Below are 19,725 nucleotides of genomic sequence, written 5' to 3'. Positions count from 1 at the left end.
ATCAAAGGGCCTCCTGTATGAATATCCCTGAAGCCATCAAAATGACACTTCGCTTTCAGCAGGTGCCCATGACCGCGCATCAAATCGCCTATTTTATTTGCTTCAACCATTTACTGCAGTCTGCTTCCAGCCTGGAGGCCATGGTGCATGCCGTAGAGGAGGCCGTGTTTCAGAACCCTGCTTATTTTTACGTAACGGATGACCTGGTGCACATGAGCAAGTGGCAGGAGCCGGAACAGCAGGTAGTGGAGCATGTCTTTGGTACCGTGCAGCAGGCGATTCACCTTTTGAACGAGCTAAGTCATACCTCTGAAAGCGGCAGTAACATTGTACTGGCGCTCCTGCTGTATAAGCGCCTGTCAGACATCAGACGCAGCCAGCAATTGGGTGCACCCATCGTACCGGATCTCTGGAAATTTGACCGCGTAGCCGCTGATACCATCCTGCCGGAGCTTTCAGCTAGGGTATACGAGGTAATGGACTACATCGAGCGCACCGACGACCGGCTGGACAACGCCTTCCTTTTTGGAAAAGAAGAGCTCAATCACATGAACGAGCCAGGGCAGCTGAAGAAACTGCAGGAAGTCATGCGACTGCTGGCGACATTACAGCTCGACGAAGAGCATGTTCCCACACCTCTTTTCCAGGCCATTTTCAGCCACTTGTTCTGGCGCAATATCAAACACACCTCCAAAGAACTGCTCGGATAAGCCTATTGTTCTATGTTGCTGCGTGATCTGTACAGTTTGCGGGCTGCGACCTTTCTGCGCTTGTAATAGCTGCTGATCTGGCTCAGTCTGCCTGTATGCAATTGTTCCGCTCGCTTCGGTGGGTGCGGGATATGGCAAACAGGGCAGACAGGCTCCTCGAGTTGTCCCTGCAATTCTTCTATGGCGTCTTCTACCTGGCGCAAATAGGCTACAATGGCCAGTGTGCCCAAGAGGCCAACCAGCGTAAGGATGGTACTGATGATCATGGTAATCGAAACTTTGGCTAAAAGTTGAAATTAGAAGCAATCAAAGTGCTGGATAACGCAGTCAGATTTGATTATGAATGCGCTATATCCGAAAATTTGATTTCTTTAATTAAGGCGATTCATTCAAGAAATTAAAGCCTCCTGCTATATAATCTTAAACTTCCATAAAGAATCATCGATAGATGCCATAAGCATACCGCTTTTGGTGAAGGCAACTACAAGCTATTCTGGTTTTGGTTCTAAATGAATTTATCGTAATATTGCGATGTGAATAACAGATACTAAATCGGCTGTACCATGGCGCAAGCAACAAAACAACCCAAAAAGCAGATTGCCTTTTTTGAGAAATACCTTACCATCTGGGTGATACTCTGTATCGTAGGAGGGACGTTGATCGGCTACCTGGCCGGTGACCAGATGGAGGTGCTTAGTCGCATTGAGGTATACCAGGTGAACATTCCGATTGCCATCCTGATCTGGCTGATGATCTACCCGATGATGCTGCAGATCGATTTTACGAGCCTCAAGCGCATCGGGCGCAAACCAACAGGCATTGTGCTCACTGTAGTCATGAACTGGCTGATCAAACCTTTTACCATGGCCTTCTTTGCCTGGCTTTTCTTTTCCAACCTATACTCCGCCTTCATTACTCCTGAGTTGGCCGGGGAGTACATTGCAGGGGCCATCATTCTGGGTGCTGCACCCTGCACGGCCATGGTGTTTGTGTGGTCCTACCTGAGCGATGGCGACCCGAACTATACCCTGATGCAGGTATCGGTCAACGACCTGATCATCCTGGTAGCTTTCGTGCCGATCGTGGGGCTGCTGCTGGGCATCACCAACGTTACAGTGCCTTACGACACATTGTTTCTGAGTATCATCATTTATGTAGTTGTGCCGTTGGTCGCAGGTTTTCTAACGAGCCGCGCCCTGATCAAATCGAAAGGGGAAGCCTGGTTTACGCGGGAGTTTCTGCCCCGCCTCAAGCCCATGAGTGTGCTCGCACTGTTGCTCACGCTGATCCTGCTTTTTGCTTTTCAGGGAGTCAACCTCCTTAGCAATCCGCTCATCATTGTTTTCATCGCCATCCCGCTGATCCTGCAGACCTATTTCGTGTTTTTCCTGACCTGGTACAGCGGCCGCAAACTAAAGCTGGGCCATGCCGTGTGCGCACCGGCAGCCATGATCGGAGCCAGCAATTTTTTTGAATTAGCCGTAGCGGTAGCCATCGCCCTCTTCGGACTGGATAGTCCGGCTGCGCTTGTGTGCGTGGTAGGGGTGCTGGTAGAGGTGCCGGTGATGCTCTCGTTGGTTGCTTTTGCGAACAAGAACAAGTACTAGCAGTCCTGTCTACCAAGTTTCGTGCACCGATTGAGAAGCTTTGTGGGGAGGGGTGTTATAAGGTTTGGTTCACAGGCAGAATTGAAAGCGCGAATCCCCAAAAAAATTGTATTGGAAATCTTCCATTCAGCGTGCAATAAGTTGTGTTAGATGCTATATATTAGCACCTTCACTCAAGCACTATTTATGAAACAACTTTACACCCTGCTTCTTGCCGGGCTATCATTGACGAGCTGTGTCAGCACAAGCAAATATGCCCAGTTTGTAGAACAAAAGCCAAAAACTGAGAACCCGGAACAAGTGCAGCAAAGCGACTGGCTGATCGTACAGGCTCCTCCCGCTGCCCAGAAAAGCAATTATTTAAAACTGGAAAATTCATTTATACCTGCCATAGTCTACTGGGGCTGGAATTCCACTATATCCTGCGAGCTGGACCCAGGCAGCACAGCTGTTCATGTACAAAGGGGTATGCACCAGGCAGCCCAAAAACTTAACCTGCAGCAAGTCCTTGGAAATCGTCAGCTGGTGGTGGAGCTACAACAGCTACCTGGACAGTTCCTGTACGAGAACAAGGGCAGTACGGTGTTTCTGCTTTTCATGCACATGACCAGCGCACAGGAAGTGATCACACCTCGTCCGACTAATCTGATCGTGCGTTATTATCTGAAGGAGCATGGAGAAGTGATTGCCTCTGGTGAGAGCATAGTGCCAAACGAGGAGCAGCCCATACGCAATCTATGGAAATCAACTAAAAAGTTTACCTGGATGCACCTGGACCTGCTGGAGTCTGAATCAGAGCGGATGGGCATAGCAGCACTCACCTCCATTGCAAAAGAGCTGGAAGCCTTCCCGTATCAGACTGCAGCGGAATAGGCACACAAGCGGTGTCTGAATAGGGAGCAGTAGTTTGCCTGCCCGGGGCTTAAACCCGGCTATTGGAGTCGTGATGCTGGAGCAGCCATTCTGTTGCACTTTCTGCATCCAGAAATATCTCCACCCGAGTATTGGCTTCTACTATCTTTTGCTCATCTTCGATCTTGTCCTTGATACGTTGCATGTCCAGCATCGACAAGCCCTCTTCTGTCATGACGCGGGCAAAGCGGGCGACGTAGGGATTTATTTTTGGAATCATGGTGCTCACCAGCCAGTTCTGGTCTGCGAGTTCCATGTAATAAAGCTTTCGCGCATCACTGAGCCAGTATCGGCACTCCAGATCACAGATATAGTCAGAAGCCAGTGTAAGCGAGCGCCTGAACTCTTCGCTGGAGGGATGCCGTAGCCAGCGGGTGAAGAGGAGGTTCAGCTTGCGATCGACCTCAATGCTTAGGGACTCGTCCTGGTGTAATTTCTCTGTTTGTAAACTGTTGATCATAGGCAGAGCTGTTAGTTATGCTACGCGTTCAGGAGCCTGTGGTTCCTATTGATTACTAAGTATATGCTGCATGGTAAGAGGATGCAATATTTGCTATAAGGTAAGTTAGTGCAATATTTAGAATTAATGCCAGAGCTCACAGCTAAATCTGGTTTATCTGTATTATTTGTTCCGCTGACAGTGTTATAATGGCTTCTCCTTCGCATCTCCCATACCTGTGCCATCCTGACTTACCAGCAGTTGCTGCACAGGCAGAGCGAAGCCTTTGCCTTTGGTATTCACGGCATCCATCATACTCAGAAGCAAGCCTTCCTTGATCTCAAGCTGCTCATTGAAATCGCTGGTCAGGACGTAGGAGAAGACCTCGACCTTGAGTGCATCTGAGGTGATCTCGGTGAGACGGACGCGGGCGCTGGCCTTGTCTATTTTGGGATGGGCCGTGAGTGTTTCCCGGAGGGCTCGTAACACGGCCTGTATCTGGGCCGGCGTGGTATCGTAACGCAGGCGCAGCACCGGGGCAAAGAGGAAGCGGTCGCGGTGGGCGAAGTTCTCAATCTTCTGTGAAGAAAAGTCTCCGTTCGGAATAGTCACGACGGTGCGTTCCGTCGTGCGCAGGCGGGTGGAGCGCATGCCGATCTGCTCTACCGTGCCTGTCGTGTCACCTACTTTGCAGAAGTCGCCTACACGGATGGGCTGGTCAGCGATCAGGGTCACGCTCCCGACAAAGTTCTCTACCGTTTTCTGAGCACCCAATGCCAGGGCGATACCACCTATACCGAGTGCTGCCAGACCAGTGGTCACGTCAAATCCCAGCGTGTCGAGGATGAAGATAATGCCGAACACCAGCAGCGCGATCTTGGCACCGCGGCGCAGGAACAGCACGATCGAAATCCCGGACATGTTGTTCTTCTGCACAAGCCGCCGTTGGCTGAAATTGGTGATCGCGTCGACCAGTCGCCAGAGCAGCAGGATCACAGCCACCAGCCCCACGATGATGGTAAACTCACTGAAGCGCTGCCGCACCACAAACGAAATACCCAGCCGCTGGCTCAACACCACCAGGATCAGGGCAGCCAGGTATAGCCTGACCGGTAAAGAGAAGGCCCGGATGAAACCGTAGGTGGGCTCATCCTTCGTTTTGCGCCAGACATAGTTGATGACAAAAGTGAGCGAGGCCGTAATGCCCCAGGCAATCAGGTAGGCTATGACCGCAATCAGGAGCATGGCCAGCCAGTGTCCGGCAGGTACCCCGCCCCATCTGGTTTCAGTGAGGTATTCGGGCAACACACTTTCCACAACAGCAGTTTTAGGCGCTTCGATCTGCAGGGGTACTTTGCTGATGGTCTCGGAGGCGACCAGCCAGATGGGGCCGCCAGCCGGTCCCTGTGTTTTTTCGAGGAGCAGGTCGAAGGTTTCATTAGCTACCTCGGCAGTGCCGACTCTTTCCTTGTCGGGTGGCAGGTTGTCTTCCAGATCGCCTTCGGGTGTGTCACTGATCCAGGAGCGGGGGAGGGTTTTGCTGCGCTGGTCCAGCAGGCGTTGCAGGGCCTGTGCTGTGGCAGCGCCATCCTTGATCGTGCCTTCAGGTGTGTTGAGGTTCAGGTAGAGTGCAGCTTTGGAATAGTCCTCATCTGCCACCGCCCGGATAAAGCCCACCACAGTACCCCGCGGCGTGCGTCTTCCCAGCGAATCTTCCGGCCACTCAGGTACTACCGCCTCCACCGTATCCTGTGCAGTTTCCTGTGCATGCGAGGTGGCAGGTATGGCAAGTGTCAGGCTCAGGACAAGCCATAGCGCGAAAGGGTGCCGCAAGAGTAGGTGAGATAGCGCGTAACTGTAAATTGCAGAAAACATGGTTGTTAACGTATGTGGCTCCTGAAGGTAGTCTTATGGGACACGTCTTTGCGACTAACTTCTGTTACTCCCTGCAATAACGGCTAAGCTTTTCAGGAGTTGTATGAAGTGCAATTTGTGTCTGGCTTGATGGTGCCAGGTATGCGCTATACCTGCACTTTCTTCCAGGTGCCACGGCGGAAGAGCCACCAGCTCACCAGGGCATGGAACGAATGGCAAAAAGCAATGGCGAAGAAAACACCGGTTGCACCAAATCCCAAGGTGATGGCCAGGAGGTAGGCGAGCGGAATCTCCAGCAGCCAGAGCACCACCACGTTGATGATGGAGGGGGTGCGGGTATCGCCGGCACCGTTGAAGGCCTGTACCATCACCATACCCAAGCCAAAAAAGACATAGCCTAGCGTGATGATGCGGAGTGCTTCTGAGGCCACACTAACCACTTCTTCGTCATGCGCAAAGATGCCCGCGATGGACTCCCCGAAGAGCAGAAAGAATACGGTGACAGCTGCCATGAAAATGACATTGTACCGGGCTGTGAGCCAGACAGACAGCTCAGCCCGCATAGCTTTCTGCGCCCCCAGGTTCTGGCCGACCAGGGTGGCTGCCGCCGAGGACAGGCCCCAGGCAGGCAGCAGTGCAAACATGATGATGCGGAAGGCAACGGTATAGCCGGCCAGGGTATTGCTCCCGAACTCAGCAATGATGCGGGTCAGGAAGATCCAGCTGGCGGAGTCGATCAGGTACTGGCCCATACCGCCCGAGGACACTTTGAGGATGCGCCAGATCATGGCCAGGCTGATGACCAGGTTCCGGCGACCGAGCCTGAGCAGGTGCCGCCCATTGAGCAGGTGGTAGAACTGGTAGACCACCCCCACACTACGTCCGATGGTCGTGGCCCAGGCAGCCCCCTCCAGCCCCCAGCCCTCAAAGCTGCCGATGCCGAAGATCAGGAGCGGGTCCAGCACGATGTTAATGCCGTTCGCGATCCAGAGGGAGCGCATAGCCAGGTGTGGCAGACCGGCTCCGCGAAAGACACCATTAATCAGAAAAAGCAGGATGATCGCCAGGTTACCGGCAAAAACGATCTGGGCATAGCGCAGGCCGTACTCGATAACGTCAGCCTCGGCACCCAGCAGGGCCAGCAGGTCGGCTGCATACCAGGTAGCCAGAAATCCCATGGCCAGCGCCAGCACCGTGCCTGTCACGAGCAGCTGAAAGGTTACGTTGGCGGCTTCCTGGTAGTTCTTCTCACCGATGCGCCGGGACACCATTGCTGTGGCAGCAATGCTCACCCCCATACCAATCGAGTAGATGATCATCAGCACCGTTTCGCTTAGCCCTACCGTAGCCAGGGCTTTGGATCCCAGTCTGCCCACAAAGAAGATGTCGACCACCGCAAAAAGCGACTCCATCACCATTTCCAGGATCATGGGCACGGCCAGCAGCACGATACTCGTCCGGATACCCAGCGTGGTATAGTCATGCTCCGTGCCTTTTATGGCAGACCAGACAAGTCGCAAAAAGTCTTTGGTGTTTTGCATGGAGGTAGGAGCAGGTATGGGACGCTCCGCAAGTTACGTAGGAAGGTACCATGCAAGTTTAGCCCTACGTCATTTTTCTACCCGCTTTTGCTTTCAGTCTGCTTATGTACTTCAATGAGTTTAATGCTGTGCTGCTGATGGGAAAGGCAGCGCAGCATAAGACAAGCCATGGTCACAAGTCTGCTAAGCTTTGGGAAGCATGTTGCCAACAATGAATGCAAGTTCTTTTTTTATTGGAAATTTAGTGCAATTAATGGCGTAAAACCGAACTAATCCACCAGGCTAAGTTGCTAAATTAGTTGTATTTATATATATTGTTTTAACTTTAATCCAATAAAAATTGGTGCAATTGCATATGGCTGAATTTTAGAAAGATAAGGCTCCATGCTATTGTTTACTTCCCACTGGCAGCTGCTAGCTGTTGCTTTATCTATAGAATGTTATGAACGAAGCCGACTTTAATGAAAAACTTGTCAGGTACTCGCATGATTTACTTTGTGTCATTGATTCAAGTGGTGTTTTTATCAAAGTAAGTGAAGCCTGCAAACGAATTCTGGGCTACGATCAGCATGAGATAGAGGGAAAGTCTTTTACCTCCTTAGTACACTCCGAGGATCTGGAAGTCACCGTTCAGGCATCCAGTCAACTCAAACTCAATTCCAACATTCTCCATTTTGAAAACCGATACCTGCATCAGGATGGCCACGCAGTTCCTCTGCTCTGGACAGCTACGCTTTCTGAGGAAGATGGTCTCATTTACTGCACTGCCACCGATATCTCAGTGGAGTACAATCTTCGCCGGAAAGTGGAGGAAAAGGAAACCTTCTACAGAACGCTCATAGAACACGGTTCTGACATGCTGGCCCTCCTCGATGAGGAAGGAAATTTCCTGTTTGCCAATAATGCCTTCAAACGCATACTGGGCTACGAAGTGGGGGACCTCCTGTGCGGCAATTCCTGTAGCTACATTCACCCCGATGATCTGCCTGCTGTACGAAGATCCTGGAAGCTGGCGGCTAACCTCGAGTTGCTGCGCATGCAGGACTTCCGGGTACGTGACGGCACGGGTAACTGGCGCTGGGTGGAGGCCATCGTCAGTAACCAGGTCAGCAACAGTGCCATGGGGGGCTTTGTAGTCAGCTCCCGCGATATTACCGAGCGTAAACACGGCAGACTGCGACTGGAAGAAAGTGAGCAGCGTTACAAAGCCCTGTTTGAAAATAATCCGGACATCGTGCTATTCGAGAACAGACACGGTGTCGTGACTGAGGTGAATCGGGCATTTCGTGAAGCATTTGGCGCAGCGGCCGACTCGGTGGTCGGCAGGTCGCTCACGGAGCTGCTCCCTCCGGATATGGCCGCCGTCAATGCGCGGTCGCTGCAGGAGGCACTGCTGGGCAGCACCCTGCGCTACGACCTGGAGCTGAAGGCCAGGGGAGCGCAGACCATCGTCCTGGATACGGTGAAGTTTCCGGTGCCGGCAGGTGACCAGGTGATCGGAGCCCAGACCATCGCCAAAGACATCACCCCGATAGTCCGCTCTTTTGAAACCATCGAGCGGCAAGCCAAAAAACTGAATACCATTTTCGAAAGCATCACGGATGCCTTTTTCACCCTGGACAAGGAGTGGCACTTAACATCTGTGAACAGCGAGTTTGAGCGGATTATCGGCATCACAGAGCAGGAAATTTTGAGAACGAAACTACAGGAGTATTCTGAGTTTGACACCGAAGGACACTTTTACAGGCAGTACCGGCATGCCATGGAAACCGGTGAGAGTGTGCATTTCGAAGCTTACTCAGAGCGACCAGGGAAGTGGCTGGAGGTAAAGGCATTCCCTTCAGATGAAGGCCTGGCCATTTACTTCTCTGACGTTACTGACAAAGTACTGGCCTTAAAGGAAGTAGAAAAGCTGTCGCTGGTAGCCAGCCATACGGACAACGGCGTCGTGATCACAGATGCCACCGGACGGACTGAGTGGGTGAATGAAGGCTTTACCCGCATCACAGGCTATACCCTGGATGAAATGCAGGGTAAGAAGCCGGGAGAGATACTGCAAGGTCCCGACACCGATCCGGATGCCGTGCAGGAAATCAGGAAGGGACTCCAGGAAGCGTCACACTTCAGCGCCAGACTCATCAACTACCGGAAGTCGGGAGACAGGTTCTGGGTTTCGATGGATATCACTCCAATCCAGGATGATGCCGGTACCGTCACGCGGTTTATCGCCGTACAGCGGGACATCACACTACAAAAAGAAGCGGAGGCGAACCTGCTGCAACTTTCACAGCACCTTTACCAGCAGAACAAGGACCTGCAGGAGTTTACCTACATTGTATCTCACAATCTGAGGGCACCGGTCGCAAATGCGCTCGGGCTGGTGCACTTGCTTCATGCAACTGACACATCTTCTGGCAATTTTGCTGCGATCAGGACGCACCTGCAAACCAGCATAGAACAGATCGACACAGTGCTGCGTGATGTCAACACCGTGCTTTCGGTAAGAGAGCGGGACGATGTACTGGAGTTGGACCAGGTCAACCTGGTCTGGCTATTTAGGCAGGTACAGGAAAAATATGAAGAGATTCTGCAGCAAATAGGCGCTGAAGTCGTGCTGGAGGTGGACCCGGCTATCAAGGTGCGGGCAGTCAGGACTTATTTGTTCAGCATATACTACGGATTGCTTTCCAATGCCATCAAGTTCCGCTCATTAGACCGGAACTTACAAATCACGCTGTCAGCTGATAAAACCCCTACCGGCGAGCTGGAGCTTACATTTGCTGATAACGGCCAGGGCTTTGACACCCGCAAAGCAGCAGACAAAGTGTTTAAGCTTTATGAACGTTTCCACAAGAATATCAAGGGTCGCGGAGTTGGTCTGTTCCTGCTCAAAGCGCATACAGAGGCTATGGGCTGGAAGGTAACTGTGGAAAGCCAAGTGCAGGTGGGCACTACTTTCCGGTTCATCATTCCGGCTGAAGCACTGCTTTCATAAGGCTGCTTTAAAAGCCCGTTACTTAATGAAATTATTGTACAGGCTATTGAGTACTTCAGCCAGCGCCAGGTTATACTCATTCACTTCAGGGGCGCTGGTTCCGTTGGTGATCACCACAAAGCCAAATTGCTCTTTTGGCTGAAAGAACATGGCGCTGTAGAGTCCGTAGGCATTGCCGGTGTGGCCCACCATGGCCTGGCCTGGTATCAGCTTGCTTTCTGTTTTCAGCGCCAGCCCGTAGCCATTGTCGGCAATCTTCGCCTGCATTTGTCTGGCACTCTTCTTAGAGATGATGCGGGTACCCTTGTAACTGCCCTGGTTCATGTGCATAGTCATATACCTGGCCAGGTCGGGAGCCGACATTTTCATGCCACCGGTAGGTGAGAAGATGGGGGTGGTATAGCCCATTCTGTATTTGTTTATTTCCTCCCGACGTGGGGCATAGGCCGACGGAGACGGAGAAAAGCTATTGGAGTCAGGCTTGTATTCATAAAGCGTCACGAAGCGGCTGGCGTCAAGGGAGTCTACCTGATAGCCGCCGTACAGCCCAAGTGGGTTCAGAATGTGCCGTTTCACGTACTGGTCAAATCGCTCGCCGGACAGTTTTTCCAGTATGGTACCGGCCATGTTGAAACCCAGGTTGCAGTACTCATAGCGCGTACCAGGCTCATAGTCGTTGTAGCAGGCAGCCCAGTTCGGGTTTTTGGCAGGGTCTATGGTGTCGAGGGTAAAGTAACCCTCGCTATCGTTTATGCTGGAGGTATGCGATAACATCATCCGCATGGTAATGACCTTCTCCGGGTACTTCGGATTTCGCACCTTAAAACCGACCAGCTTACTCACATCATCATCCAGCGAGAGCTTTCCCGCTTCTACCAATTGCATCAGAGCCGTGACGGTAAAGGACTTGGAGATGGAAGCGATCCTGAAAATGTCATTGTTCGTGAGTGGTGTCTGGCTTTCAATATCCTTCAGGCCGAAGGATTTGGTGTAGATGATCTCCCCCTTTTTTACGACGGCAACCGACAACCCTACCATGTCATGCTGCTGCATGATAGCCTGTATGTCCGATTCGGTTTTTCCTTCCTGTGCCTGGCCGGACAGGGTGAAGGCAACAACAGCAAGGGTTGTGAGCGTGGCTTTCTTCCAAAGGTTTTTCAGCATAGTCTTCATGGTATGTGTCTTTTAAGAAGTCTAAGATAAGCATCTATCCCGGAATATAGTATTTGTCTGTTAGATTCAGGAAGAAAGGGGGACAACTCTTGTATATTTACAGCAGTATGAAGGCAGAATTGAGAACTTAGAAATAGCAAGGTATGGAGTACAGAAGATTTGGCCGCACAGGCTGGCAAGTGAGTGAAATAGGATACGGCATGTGGGGTATGGCCGGCTGGACCGGTTCGGATGATCAGCAGTCAGACCGCTCGCTGGACCTGGCCGTGGAAGGCGGCTGCAACTTTTTTGATACAGCCTGGGGCTACGGCAAAGGCAAAAGCGAAGAGATCCTGGGTCGTCTGCTCAAACGCAATTCCGATAAGCGGCTGTACGTGGCGACCAAGATTCCGCCTAAGAACATGAAGTGGCCGTCGAAAGCATCCTATAAACTGGAAGACTGTTTCCCTGCCGACCACATCATTTCCTATACCGAAAAAAGCCTGCAGAACCTGGGGGTGGAGACGATCGACCTGCAGCAGTTTCATGTATGGGAAGACAGCTGGGCGGACAACGAAGAATGGCAGCGGGCCGTGGAGAAGCTGAAGGCAGACGGCAAAATTCAGCACATGGGCGTGAGCGTAAACCGCTGGGAGCCGGACAATGTGCTTCAGACCCTGCGCACCGGCCATATCAGCAGCGTGCAGGTCATCTACAACATTTTCGATCAGGCGCCCGAAGACGAACTCTTCCCGCTTTGCCGCGAACTGGATATCGCCACTATCGCCCGCGTGCCCTTCGACGAAGGTACCCTCACCGGCACTTTCACAACGGAGACCACTTTTCCCGCAGACGACTGGCGCAGCAGCTACTTTGTGCCCGAAAACCTGAAAGCCAGTGTAGACCATGCCGACCGTCTGAAGCCGCTTATACCTGCCGGTATGACCATGGCGGAGATGGCGCTGCGCTTTATCCTGAGCAACCCGGACGTGAGCACCACTATACCCGGTATGCGCAAAGCCCACCACGTGCAGGCCAACCTGCAGGCCAGCGACGGCAAAGGCTTGCCGGACAATTTGCTGGAGCAGCTCCAATCACACCGCTGGGACCGCAAGCCTACGGAGTGGTCGCAGTAGGGGTGAAGGGACAAATTTGACTTGTGTTTTTTGTCATCCTGTAAGGATCTTGGTTAGAGGGGCGATAGGCCTATGCTACGATCTACCAAGATCCTTACAGGATGACAAAAAAAGCAGAATGCAACCGACACCGTAGTATACAATGAAAAACCATAACTACTTTGTCTATATCACTACTAACCCTGGTAAGACTGTGTTATATGTGGGGGTGACAAATGACTTGGTGTATCGGCTTGAGCAGCATAAGGAAAATAGAGGTAAACCTGAATCGTTTGCAGGTCGCTACTTCTGTTACAAGCTTCTCTACTATGAACGCTATACCTATGTACAGCATGCCATAGACAGAGAAAAGGAGCTAAAAAGCTGGAGTCGTGAAAAGAAAATGGAGTTAATCAAAAGTGAGAATCCATACCTGCGATTTCTAAAAGCAGATCCTTGAATAGCAGCCTTATGCCTTAATTACCAAGATCCTTACAGGATGACAAAAAGAAGGTATAAAACAGCCTTAACAGCATATTAGCGTCGTTGCATTCTAGTAATATTTGCCTTTAACACGCTGTCATTCTGTTAAGAAACTTGGTTAGAGGGGCGATAAGCCTATGCTATCCGCTACTAGGATCCTTACAGGATGACAAAGAAGTGTAGAAGAAAGCTACACTGTATTAAAGTAGCCCGACGGCATAGATAGGCAACAGCGCACGATCAGTGTCTTCACATTAATCTTAACCTCTTACACCTGCCATAGGCTGATGTTCTACTCATTTTGTACTATATTTCAGCTTAGATCGACACGCCTGATTTTTTAGTGAATATGAAAAAGTACCTGGCAGCAGTTATATGCGCCTTCTTTGCCCTTTTGTATGTGCCTTCCTTTGCGCAGGAAATTAAAAGCCAATTTGACCCGAAGAAGCTTCAGCTAAGCTATGAAGTAACAGACGGAAAGTACCAGGACAAGCCACAGACGCTGGCCGTCCTCACCCTCACCAATACCGGAAATCTCCCTTTGCCGGCAAGCGGCTGGACCATGTATTTCCACTCTTTTCCTGCCCTCAAACCTAAAGAAGAAAACGCGCCTGTCAAGGTAGAGCATGTGAATGGCGACCTGTGCTACCTGATACCGACGGCAGCTTTTAAAGAGCTGGCGCCGGGGGCTTCGCAGCGTATCGAACTGGTTTCTGGCGGACAGGTCGTGAACGACTCCAGGACACCACATGGCTTTTACCTGGTTTGGGATCAGGACAAGTCGAAGGGCTTTGCTACGGCTCCAATCAGCGTCAAAAAGCCCGACCAGTCTTGGGTAAACTGGCTGCAGGCGAAAGATGTCTATGCGCAGAACAAGGTGATCACCGACATTCCGGAAGAAAAGCTGACCAAGGTATTTTCGACACCGGCTGTCTACCACGAAACTGGTCAGCCTTTTATTATGACTACTACAGTGCCTATCGTAACAGATGCTGCTTTCTTGCAGGAGGCTGACTTGCTGGCAGACCACTTCGGGACTGTCTTCGGCAAGAAGCCGGTGATCAGTATGCTGGGTACAGGCAAAGCAATCCGGTTGCAGCAGAAGAAAGGGCTGGGACCGGAAGCCTACGAACTGCGGGTAAGTCCGCAGGAAGTGGTGATCTCCGCGACTACACCGGCTGGTGCTTTCTACGGAATCCAATCGCTGAAGACGCTGATCCCGGCGGCGGCACTGGCTAAAAATCAGCATGCTGTTTCACTGCCTGGCGTGCGTGTGTCGGATGCACCGCGATTCGGGCACCGGGCCTTTATGATGGATGTGTCCCGCAACTTTCAGTCAAAAGAACAGGTGCTGAAAGTGCTCGACCTGATGGCGCTCTACAAGCTGAATGTGCTGCACTTTCACCTGAACGACGACGAAGGCTGGCGCCTGGAAATTCCCGGTTTGCCGGAACTGACCGAAGTGGGCGGCAGACGCGGCCATACCCTGGACGAAAAGAATCATCTGCAGCCATCGCTGGGCTCGGGTCCGGATGCAAATAAAACCAGCGGCAGCGGGCACTATACCAAAGCCGACTTTATCCAGATTCTGAAGTATGCCACTGCCCGCCACATCAAAGTAATCCCTGAAATAGAAACACCGGGCCATGCCCGCGCCGCGATTAAGTCGATGGACTCCCGCTATGCCCGCCTGATGCAGGACGGGAAACCGGAGGAAGCAAAACGCTACCTGCTCCGCGACCTGGAAGACCAGTCGGTGTACCGCTCGGTGCAGAACTGGAACGACAACGTGATCAATGTGGCGCTACCTTCTACCTATGCCTTCCTTGAAAAAGTGGTGGACGAGATCCTGGCCATGTACCAGGAAGCCGGCGCTCCGATCCAGACCATCCACATGGGTGGCGACGAAGTGCCTAACGGCGTGTGGGAAAAGTCTCCTGCCGTTAAGGCTTTCATGGCGGCCAATCCAGGTGTGAAAGGCAAATATGATCTGTGGGACTACTACTTCGGCAAAGTAAACGACATGCTGAATGCCCGTAAGCTATACCTGTCGGGTTGGGAAGAAATCGGTTTGACAAGGGTGCAGCAGAACGGAAAGAATGTGTATGTGCCCAACCAGGATTTCAAGAGTAAGAACTTTCATGTGGATGTCTGGAACAACCTGTGGGGCGCTGAGGACCTGGCCTATCGCATGGCGAATGCTGGCTACAAAGTCGTGCTCACCAATGCCTCCAACCTATACCTGGACCTGACTTACCAGAAAGCCTACGAAGAGCCCGGCTTGTATTGGGCCGGCTACCTCGATCTGGACAAGCCCTTCTATTTCATCCCCTTTGACTACATGAAGAACCAGAAGGTGGATACCAATAATGATCCGATCAACCCTGCGGTAGTCTTTAAAGGAAAAGAACGACTGACTGCCTTTGGCCGAACGAATATTGTGGGTCTGCAGGCACCGCTTTGGTCGGAGATGATCAAAACCCCGGAACGACTGGAGTATATGCTGCTGCCGAAACTACTGGGTCTGGCCGAGAGAGCCTGGGCACCTGATCCCGCCTGGGCCACCGAGCCGAATGCTGCCAAAGCCGAAGCCGCCTACAACCAGGCATGGTCAGCTTTTGTGAATGTGCTGGGCAAGCGGGAGCTTCCGCGTTTGAGCCATTACGCCGGCGGCTTCCAGTACCGTATACCTACAGCCGGTGCGGTGGTCGAAAACGGCAAAGTACTGGCTAATGTGCAGCTGCCTGGCTTCACCATCCGCTATACCACCGACGGCTCAGAGCCAAGCGAAAAGAGCCCGGTATACAACGGCCCGATCAGCGAAAAAGGGGAAATCAAACTCAAAGTATTTTCACCTTCCGGACGATCCGGCCGCGTAGTGACAGTGGTGAACAAGGCAAGCTGATCGTATAGTCGGTTTCGCTAAGAGAGAAGATCACGTACAAGGTCTGTCAGGTATACCTGGCAGACCTTTTTTTGTGGGCCTACATCCAAGAGCAGCTGCCCTCCGTTTAACTGTTTTCATATAGGTATACATTTTCAGTGTAAAGGCTGAAAATGAGCTTCACCTGGAATTATTCACTTTATGAAAAACAGATACTATGAAATGGCAAGGCAGAAGAAAAAGCACCAATGTAGAAGACCGTAGAGGTCAGTCAGGAGGTGGCTTTGGGGGTGGCCGGGGCATCAGTCCGATGCTGCTGATCCCTTTGTTCCGGCTCCTGTTTTCGAAAGCGGGACTGGTGATTGTAGCAGTCGTAGCGCTGATCCTTTTTCTGACAGGCACTAACCCGCTCACGCTCCTGCAGCAGTTTGTGGGAGGCGAACCACAGTATGCCCAGACAAGCGACTACCAGCCAGGCCCGGAAGAGCAGGAGCTGGCCGAACAAACAAAAGTTGTGTTGGCAGATACCGAAGATGTCTGGAACAACATTGTGCAAGGGTATAGAGAGCCTACGCTGGTGCTGTTTTCGGGGCAGGTAAACTCAGCCTGTGGTACAGCTTCCTCTGCTTCAGGGCCGTTTTACTGCCCCGGCGATGAAAAACTGTACATCGACTTAAGTTTTTTCAGTGAAATGGAGCGCAAACTGGGTGCTGGCGGTGACTTTGCGCAGGCCTATGTAGTGGGCCATGAAGTAGGGCACCATGTCCAGAAACTCACGGGTGTGATGGACAAAGTGAATGCCATGCGGGGTCAACTTTCCCATACCGAATTTAACCAACTTATGGTCCGGGTAGAGCTGCAGGCCGATTTCTATGCCGGGGTGTGGGCGCACCATACCCAACGCTCCACAGGCTTTCTGGAGCCCGGTGACCTGGAAGAAGCCCTGAACGCAGCCAGCGCCATCGGCGATGACCGCCTTCAGAAGCAGGCCACCGGCCGGGTGGTACCCGACTCCTTCACGCACGGCACTTCCGCTCAAAGAGTCCGCTGGTTCAGGAAAGGCTTCGAGACAGGGGATGTGCGGCAAGGCGATACTTTCAATGCGGCAGAGTTGTAGCAGGATACTAAGAATCCAGTAGCAAAACAGAAAAGCCTCTCCGGCAAGGGAGAGGCTTTTCTGTTGATCGTTTAAGCAGGTGCTATACCTGTTCTGACGCATTAGTTCTGCGCCTTGATGATCTCGTACTGGATGGGTTTGAAACTGTAGTTGTTGGACTGCTCAGCGGAACAGGCCGTCAGAGCGACGATCAAATCCATTTTGGCTTCCAGCAATACATAGTCACCCGCCTTGCTCGTAGGAGGGGCGACTGTCAACTTACCGTCTGCTGCAAACTGCACATTCATAAAAATATTGAATGCCGTTGGCACATCATCGGGCTCCAAGCCAAACTGAGCCAGGTTGGTGTAGAGGTTCTCGAAACAACTGGGGTGGTACTCCGGGTTTTGGTACATGATCTGAAACGTTTCAGGACTGCAAGGGGCCAGCAGGAAATCATTGCGGCCGTTCGTGTCTTCGAGTATTTCCATCATCTTGCGGCTTCGGTTGCTCCACAGGTGGTGTCCCTTTGTGATCAGAATGGTTTCCTCAAAGTCCAGTGTTTTCCCGGATGACAGTTTCTCGCGCTTGTCTTCAGCGTTGAAGAGCACCATGTCGCTCACCTGCTCCCCCTGCGGGTCGATCACTTTCAGTTTGTCTCCTTTGTTCAGTTTAAAGGCAGCGCCAGTTTGTTTGGCAATCGTTTCTATCATGTTGTTCGTCTTTTGTTAGGTCACGTCCTTATAATTTACCCGCCAGGAAAGGGCACTTCCAGCTGTCATCCACCTGGCGGCCACTGTACTGCGGTGCTTCCAGTCCTTCGCCAAAGTCATTCAGCATCGGGTTGATACTTCCGTCGTAGGCAGCATCCCGGTCGCGGATCACCTTTTTCATGTTTTCATACACGCCTTTGTCGCGTAATTGCTCAAACTGCCGGTGCAGGTTAAAAGCCAGGGCGGTGTAGCCCAGTGTCCTGGCTTTGCGACTGGCGTTGGGGTGCAGGCCCACCACAAAGAAAGCGGTGCCGTTGTAGCTGAAGCTGAAATTCGTATCCGTTGGGTTGCTGCTCACCTCAGGGTCCCAGGGAGCGGGACTGTCGTCGCTGTCGTGCAGGCGCTGCAGCTGTGCCCATAAGTTGTTTTCAAATGCAAGCTCGTCAGCAGGTTCCTCTTCCCTGAAAAAGGCGACCATGGTCATGTACTCGCTTTCGGTTGCCAGGGTCTCGGTTATGTACTGTTTCAGGTCATGGCCTAACTGCCTGGTGGTTTCGTCTGTGGCCATCCGATCATACACCCCGATGCGGAGCTGTTTTGAGTTCAGGGCGGCCTTGGCACCTACGCAAGGATATTCCGTTTCGCCTACTTTATCAGAAATGCTACTGTATATGTCTTGGAGTGGTGCGCTATCTGTGGTTTCCAGGTCTTCTGGTGTATAATATGTTTTGGTAAGCATGTGTATCAAATAAAAGTGATAAAAAGAGACAACTCCATTTGCAGGAGTATAAGCCTCTAATCCAAACAGCTGTAGTGGCTGGAGGTTTGGGAAAAGCCTGATTATAAGGTAATAAAGCCGTTTCCAGCCCGTATGAGCACCCGCAGCTTCCATTCTGAGCGTAAGCTACGTTGGCATCATCCCGACAGGTATGATAGGTGTTTATACTCCGATGGGCTTAAAAGGGTGCTATTTTGGAGGCTTAAATTTGGGGGAGGGGATGAGTTTAGTGCTTCAGATAACAGATGCTATACCTGCTGCAGATCGTAAAGTCGCCTGTCTCAAAGCCAGCGGCCAGGGCAGCTGCCTGCACCTGTTGGCTATACCTGTCCGGGCAACTGACATGCAGATTTCCGTCGTCACATAGATTTACAGCAACAGGGATTTCACCAGCGGCAGCGACCAGAAAAATAACGGGCACATCCCACTTCCTCGCATGAAAGAAGAGGGGCAGATCACTTGTGTCGAGCAGGAAATTGTAGTCTTCGCTTTGCCTGCCAACCATTCGCCTGAACAGGTTCTTTTTCCTGAAATTTTCGAAGGGAAACTCATTCAGATCCGAGCGCAGGAAGTCCATCAGGTATAGCTGCGCCACACCGAGTGAGTTGAAGAACTGTAGCGGCCGTAACGGCATTTGCGTCACGTAGTCCGGCCGATCAGCAGCATCGTAAGCCATCACCAGATCCGACATGATGGGCGTGTCATCCGGCTGCAAAGCTTCCCGGTGATCATAGTACTGGCGGAGCACCTTCGCTTCTTCCGGTATAGTCGCATCAAACATAGCGGCATAGCTGCGCTGATAAGAGGCGATCAGGTTGTCGGCAAAAGGAGAGAAGCGGAAGATGGTGGTGCGGCGGATGGCTTGGATCATGGGGCAGGTATACCTGAACTCAGGGCTTAAGCTGAATGGAGTTAAAGAATGTGTCTTTATCCTCTTCACTGGCGGCATTGCCTTCTTCAAGGTACCAGCAGTCGAACAGGTAAAGAGTACGGTCCAGCACGAACATGCGCTTGAAGCAGGTCATGGGTTTGCCGGTTTCGGGATGTGGGGCGGTATAGGTGATTTCCTTGGCGGGGGAGTCGCCAAATGTATAATTCCTCTCGTTCAGCAGTGTGCCCTTTGCCGTATTCAAAGTTCCCTGCACGGCTCCCATCAACACTCCTTGTATGTCGCCTTTGGTTAGCTTCTCCTGGTGTGGCATCTGGCTGGCCATGGCCATGAAATAAGTTCTAGTGTTGCTGGTCGCCCATATCTGCTGCCGGGCATCTTCATGTGTCTGTGGTTCGAGCGGGAAAGAAACGGACAAAACCGGGCTTACTTTCTTTTCTACCCAGTCGGTTTTGAGGAATGTGAAGGAAGAAGCAAGGTATAGGGTGAGGAGGAGTATGGTTGTTTTCATTTATGAAAGGCTTTAGTGTATAGCA

General features: G+C 51.8%; 17 protein-coding genes. 8 read left to right on the top strand and 9 right to left on the bottom strand.

What is annotated here, in order from left to right; all coding sequences use genetic code 11:
- Positions 1-17: 17 nt before the first annotated feature.
- Positions 18-710, top strand: coding sequence for a hypothetical protein (locus Q1A54_RS07850; RefSeq protein ID WP_299986495.1), 693 nt, complete (start codon positions 18-20; stop codon positions 708-710).
- A 2-nt stretch (positions 711-712) separates the two neighbouring features.
- Here the strand turns inward: Q1A54_RS07850 and Q1A54_RS07845 are convergent, their stop codons facing one another.
- Positions 713-976 carry a hypothetical protein gene (locus Q1A54_RS07845; protein WP_299986494.1) on the bottom strand — a complete coding sequence of 88 codons (264 nt, stop codon included), beginning with the start codon at positions 974-976 and terminating at the stop codon, positions 713-715.
- A gap of 297 nt (positions 977-1,273) precedes the next feature.
- Here Q1A54_RS07845 and arsB point away from each other — a divergent pair, with 297 nt between their 5' ends.
- Positions 1,274-2,317, top strand: a complete 1,044-nt coding sequence (gene arsB, locus Q1A54_RS07840; RefSeq protein WP_299986492.1) for an ACR3 family arsenite efflux transporter — start codon at positions 1,274-1,276, stop codon at positions 2,315-2,317.
- Between the two features lie 186 nt (positions 2,318-2,503).
- Positions 2,504-3,190: a hypothetical protein gene (locus Q1A54_RS07835; RefSeq protein ID WP_299986491.1), complete on the top strand. Its 687-nt coding sequence runs from the start codon at positions 2,504-2,506 to the stop codon at positions 3,188-3,190.
- A 49-nt stretch (positions 3,191-3,239) separates the two neighbouring features.
- On the opposite strand, the gene Q1A54_RS07830 is transcribed toward Q1A54_RS07835, so the two are convergent.
- From Q1A54_RS07830 to Q1A54_RS07820, 3 genes are all read right to left on the bottom strand, one after another.
- Positions 3,240-3,689, bottom strand: coding sequence for a hypothetical protein (locus Q1A54_RS07830; protein ID WP_299986489.1), 450 nt, complete (start codon positions 3,687-3,689; stop codon positions 3,240-3,242).
- 183 nt (positions 3,690-3,872) lie between these two features.
- Entirely contained in the window at positions 3,873-5,543 is a 1,671-nt protein-coding gene (locus Q1A54_RS07825; RefSeq protein WP_299986487.1) for a mechanosensitive ion channel family protein, read from the bottom strand.
- A gap of 146 nt (positions 5,544-5,689) precedes the next feature.
- The gene (locus Q1A54_RS07820) at positions 5,690-7,084 is read right to left on the bottom strand and encodes an MATE family efflux transporter (RefSeq protein WP_299986485.1); all 1,395 of its coding nucleotides are present in this window, start codon (positions 7,082-7,084) and stop codon (positions 5,690-5,692) included.
- Between the two features lie 442 nt (positions 7,085-7,526).
- Here Q1A54_RS07820 and Q1A54_RS07815 point away from each other — a divergent pair, with 442 nt between their 5' ends.
- Entirely contained in the window at positions 7,527-10,079 is a 2,553-nt protein-coding gene (locus Q1A54_RS07815) for a PAS domain S-box protein (protein ID WP_299986483.1), read from the top strand.
- 18 nt (positions 10,080-10,097) lie between these two features.
- Here the strand turns inward: Q1A54_RS07815 and Q1A54_RS07810 are convergent, their stop codons facing one another.
- Positions 10,098-11,243, bottom strand: a complete 1,146-nt coding sequence (locus tag Q1A54_RS07810) for a serine hydrolase domain-containing protein (RefSeq protein WP_299986481.1) — start codon at positions 11,241-11,243, stop codon at positions 10,098-10,100.
- A 152-nt stretch (positions 11,244-11,395) separates the two neighbouring features.
- On the opposite strand from Q1A54_RS07810, the gene Q1A54_RS07805 reads away from it, so the two are divergent.
- From Q1A54_RS07805 to Q1A54_RS07790, 4 genes are all read left to right on the top strand, one after another.
- Complete coding sequence (locus Q1A54_RS07805) at positions 11,396-12,367, top strand: aldo/keto reductase (protein WP_299986479.1); 972 nt, start codon at positions 11,396-11,398, stop codon at positions 12,365-12,367.
- 142 nt (positions 12,368-12,509) lie between these two features.
- Positions 12,510-12,806: a GIY-YIG nuclease family protein gene (locus Q1A54_RS07800; protein WP_299986477.1), complete on the top strand. Its 297-nt coding sequence runs from the start codon at positions 12,510-12,512 to the stop codon at positions 12,804-12,806.
- 372 nt (positions 12,807-13,178) lie between these two features.
- Positions 13,179-15,734 carry a family 20 glycosylhydrolase gene (locus Q1A54_RS07795; RefSeq protein ID WP_299986475.1) on the top strand — a complete coding sequence of 852 codons (2,556 nt, stop codon included), beginning with the start codon at positions 13,179-13,181 and terminating at the stop codon, positions 15,732-15,734.
- Positions 15,735-15,930: 196 nt separating this feature from the next.
- On the top strand, positions 15,931-16,830 hold the full coding sequence (locus Q1A54_RS07790; protein WP_299986473.1) for a neutral zinc metallopeptidase: 900 nt from the start codon (positions 15,931-15,933) through the stop codon (positions 16,828-16,830).
- 101 nt (positions 16,831-16,931) lie between these two features.
- On the opposite strand, the gene Q1A54_RS07785 is transcribed toward Q1A54_RS07790, so the two are convergent.
- The 4 genes from Q1A54_RS07785 to Q1A54_RS07770 all read right to left on the bottom strand — a co-directional run bounded on the left by Q1A54_RS07785 (position 16,932) and on the right by Q1A54_RS07770 (position 19,700).
- Complete coding sequence (locus Q1A54_RS07785) at positions 16,932-17,522, bottom strand: urea carboxylase-associated family protein (RefSeq protein ID WP_299986471.1); 591 nt, start codon at positions 17,520-17,522, stop codon at positions 16,932-16,934.
- Between the two features lie 28 nt (positions 17,523-17,550).
- Positions 17,551-18,261, bottom strand: a complete 711-nt coding sequence (gene gntA, locus Q1A54_RS07780) for a guanitoxin biosynthesis heme-dependent pre-guanitoxin N-hydroxylase GntA (RefSeq protein ID WP_299986469.1) — start codon at positions 18,259-18,261, stop codon at positions 17,551-17,553.
- Positions 18,262-18,526: 265 nt separating this feature from the next.
- Entirely contained in the window at positions 18,527-19,171 is a 645-nt protein-coding gene (locus Q1A54_RS07775; RefSeq protein WP_299986467.1) for a hypothetical protein, read from the bottom strand.
- Between the two features lie 19 nt (positions 19,172-19,190).
- Positions 19,191-19,700 (bottom strand): hypothetical protein, encoded by a 510-nt coding sequence (locus Q1A54_RS07770; RefSeq protein WP_299986465.1) that lies wholly within the window; start codon positions 19,698-19,700, stop codon positions 19,191-19,193.
- Positions 19,701-19,725: the final 25 nt, after the last annotated feature.

Source organism: uncultured Pontibacter sp., assembly GCF_947502515.1.
Classification (GTDB): domain Bacteria; phylum Bacteroidota; class Bacteroidia; order Cytophagales; family Hymenobacteraceae; genus Pontibacter.
Note: the sequence above shows the minus strand (reverse complement) of the source record. Positions and strands in the feature narration are given on the sequence as shown.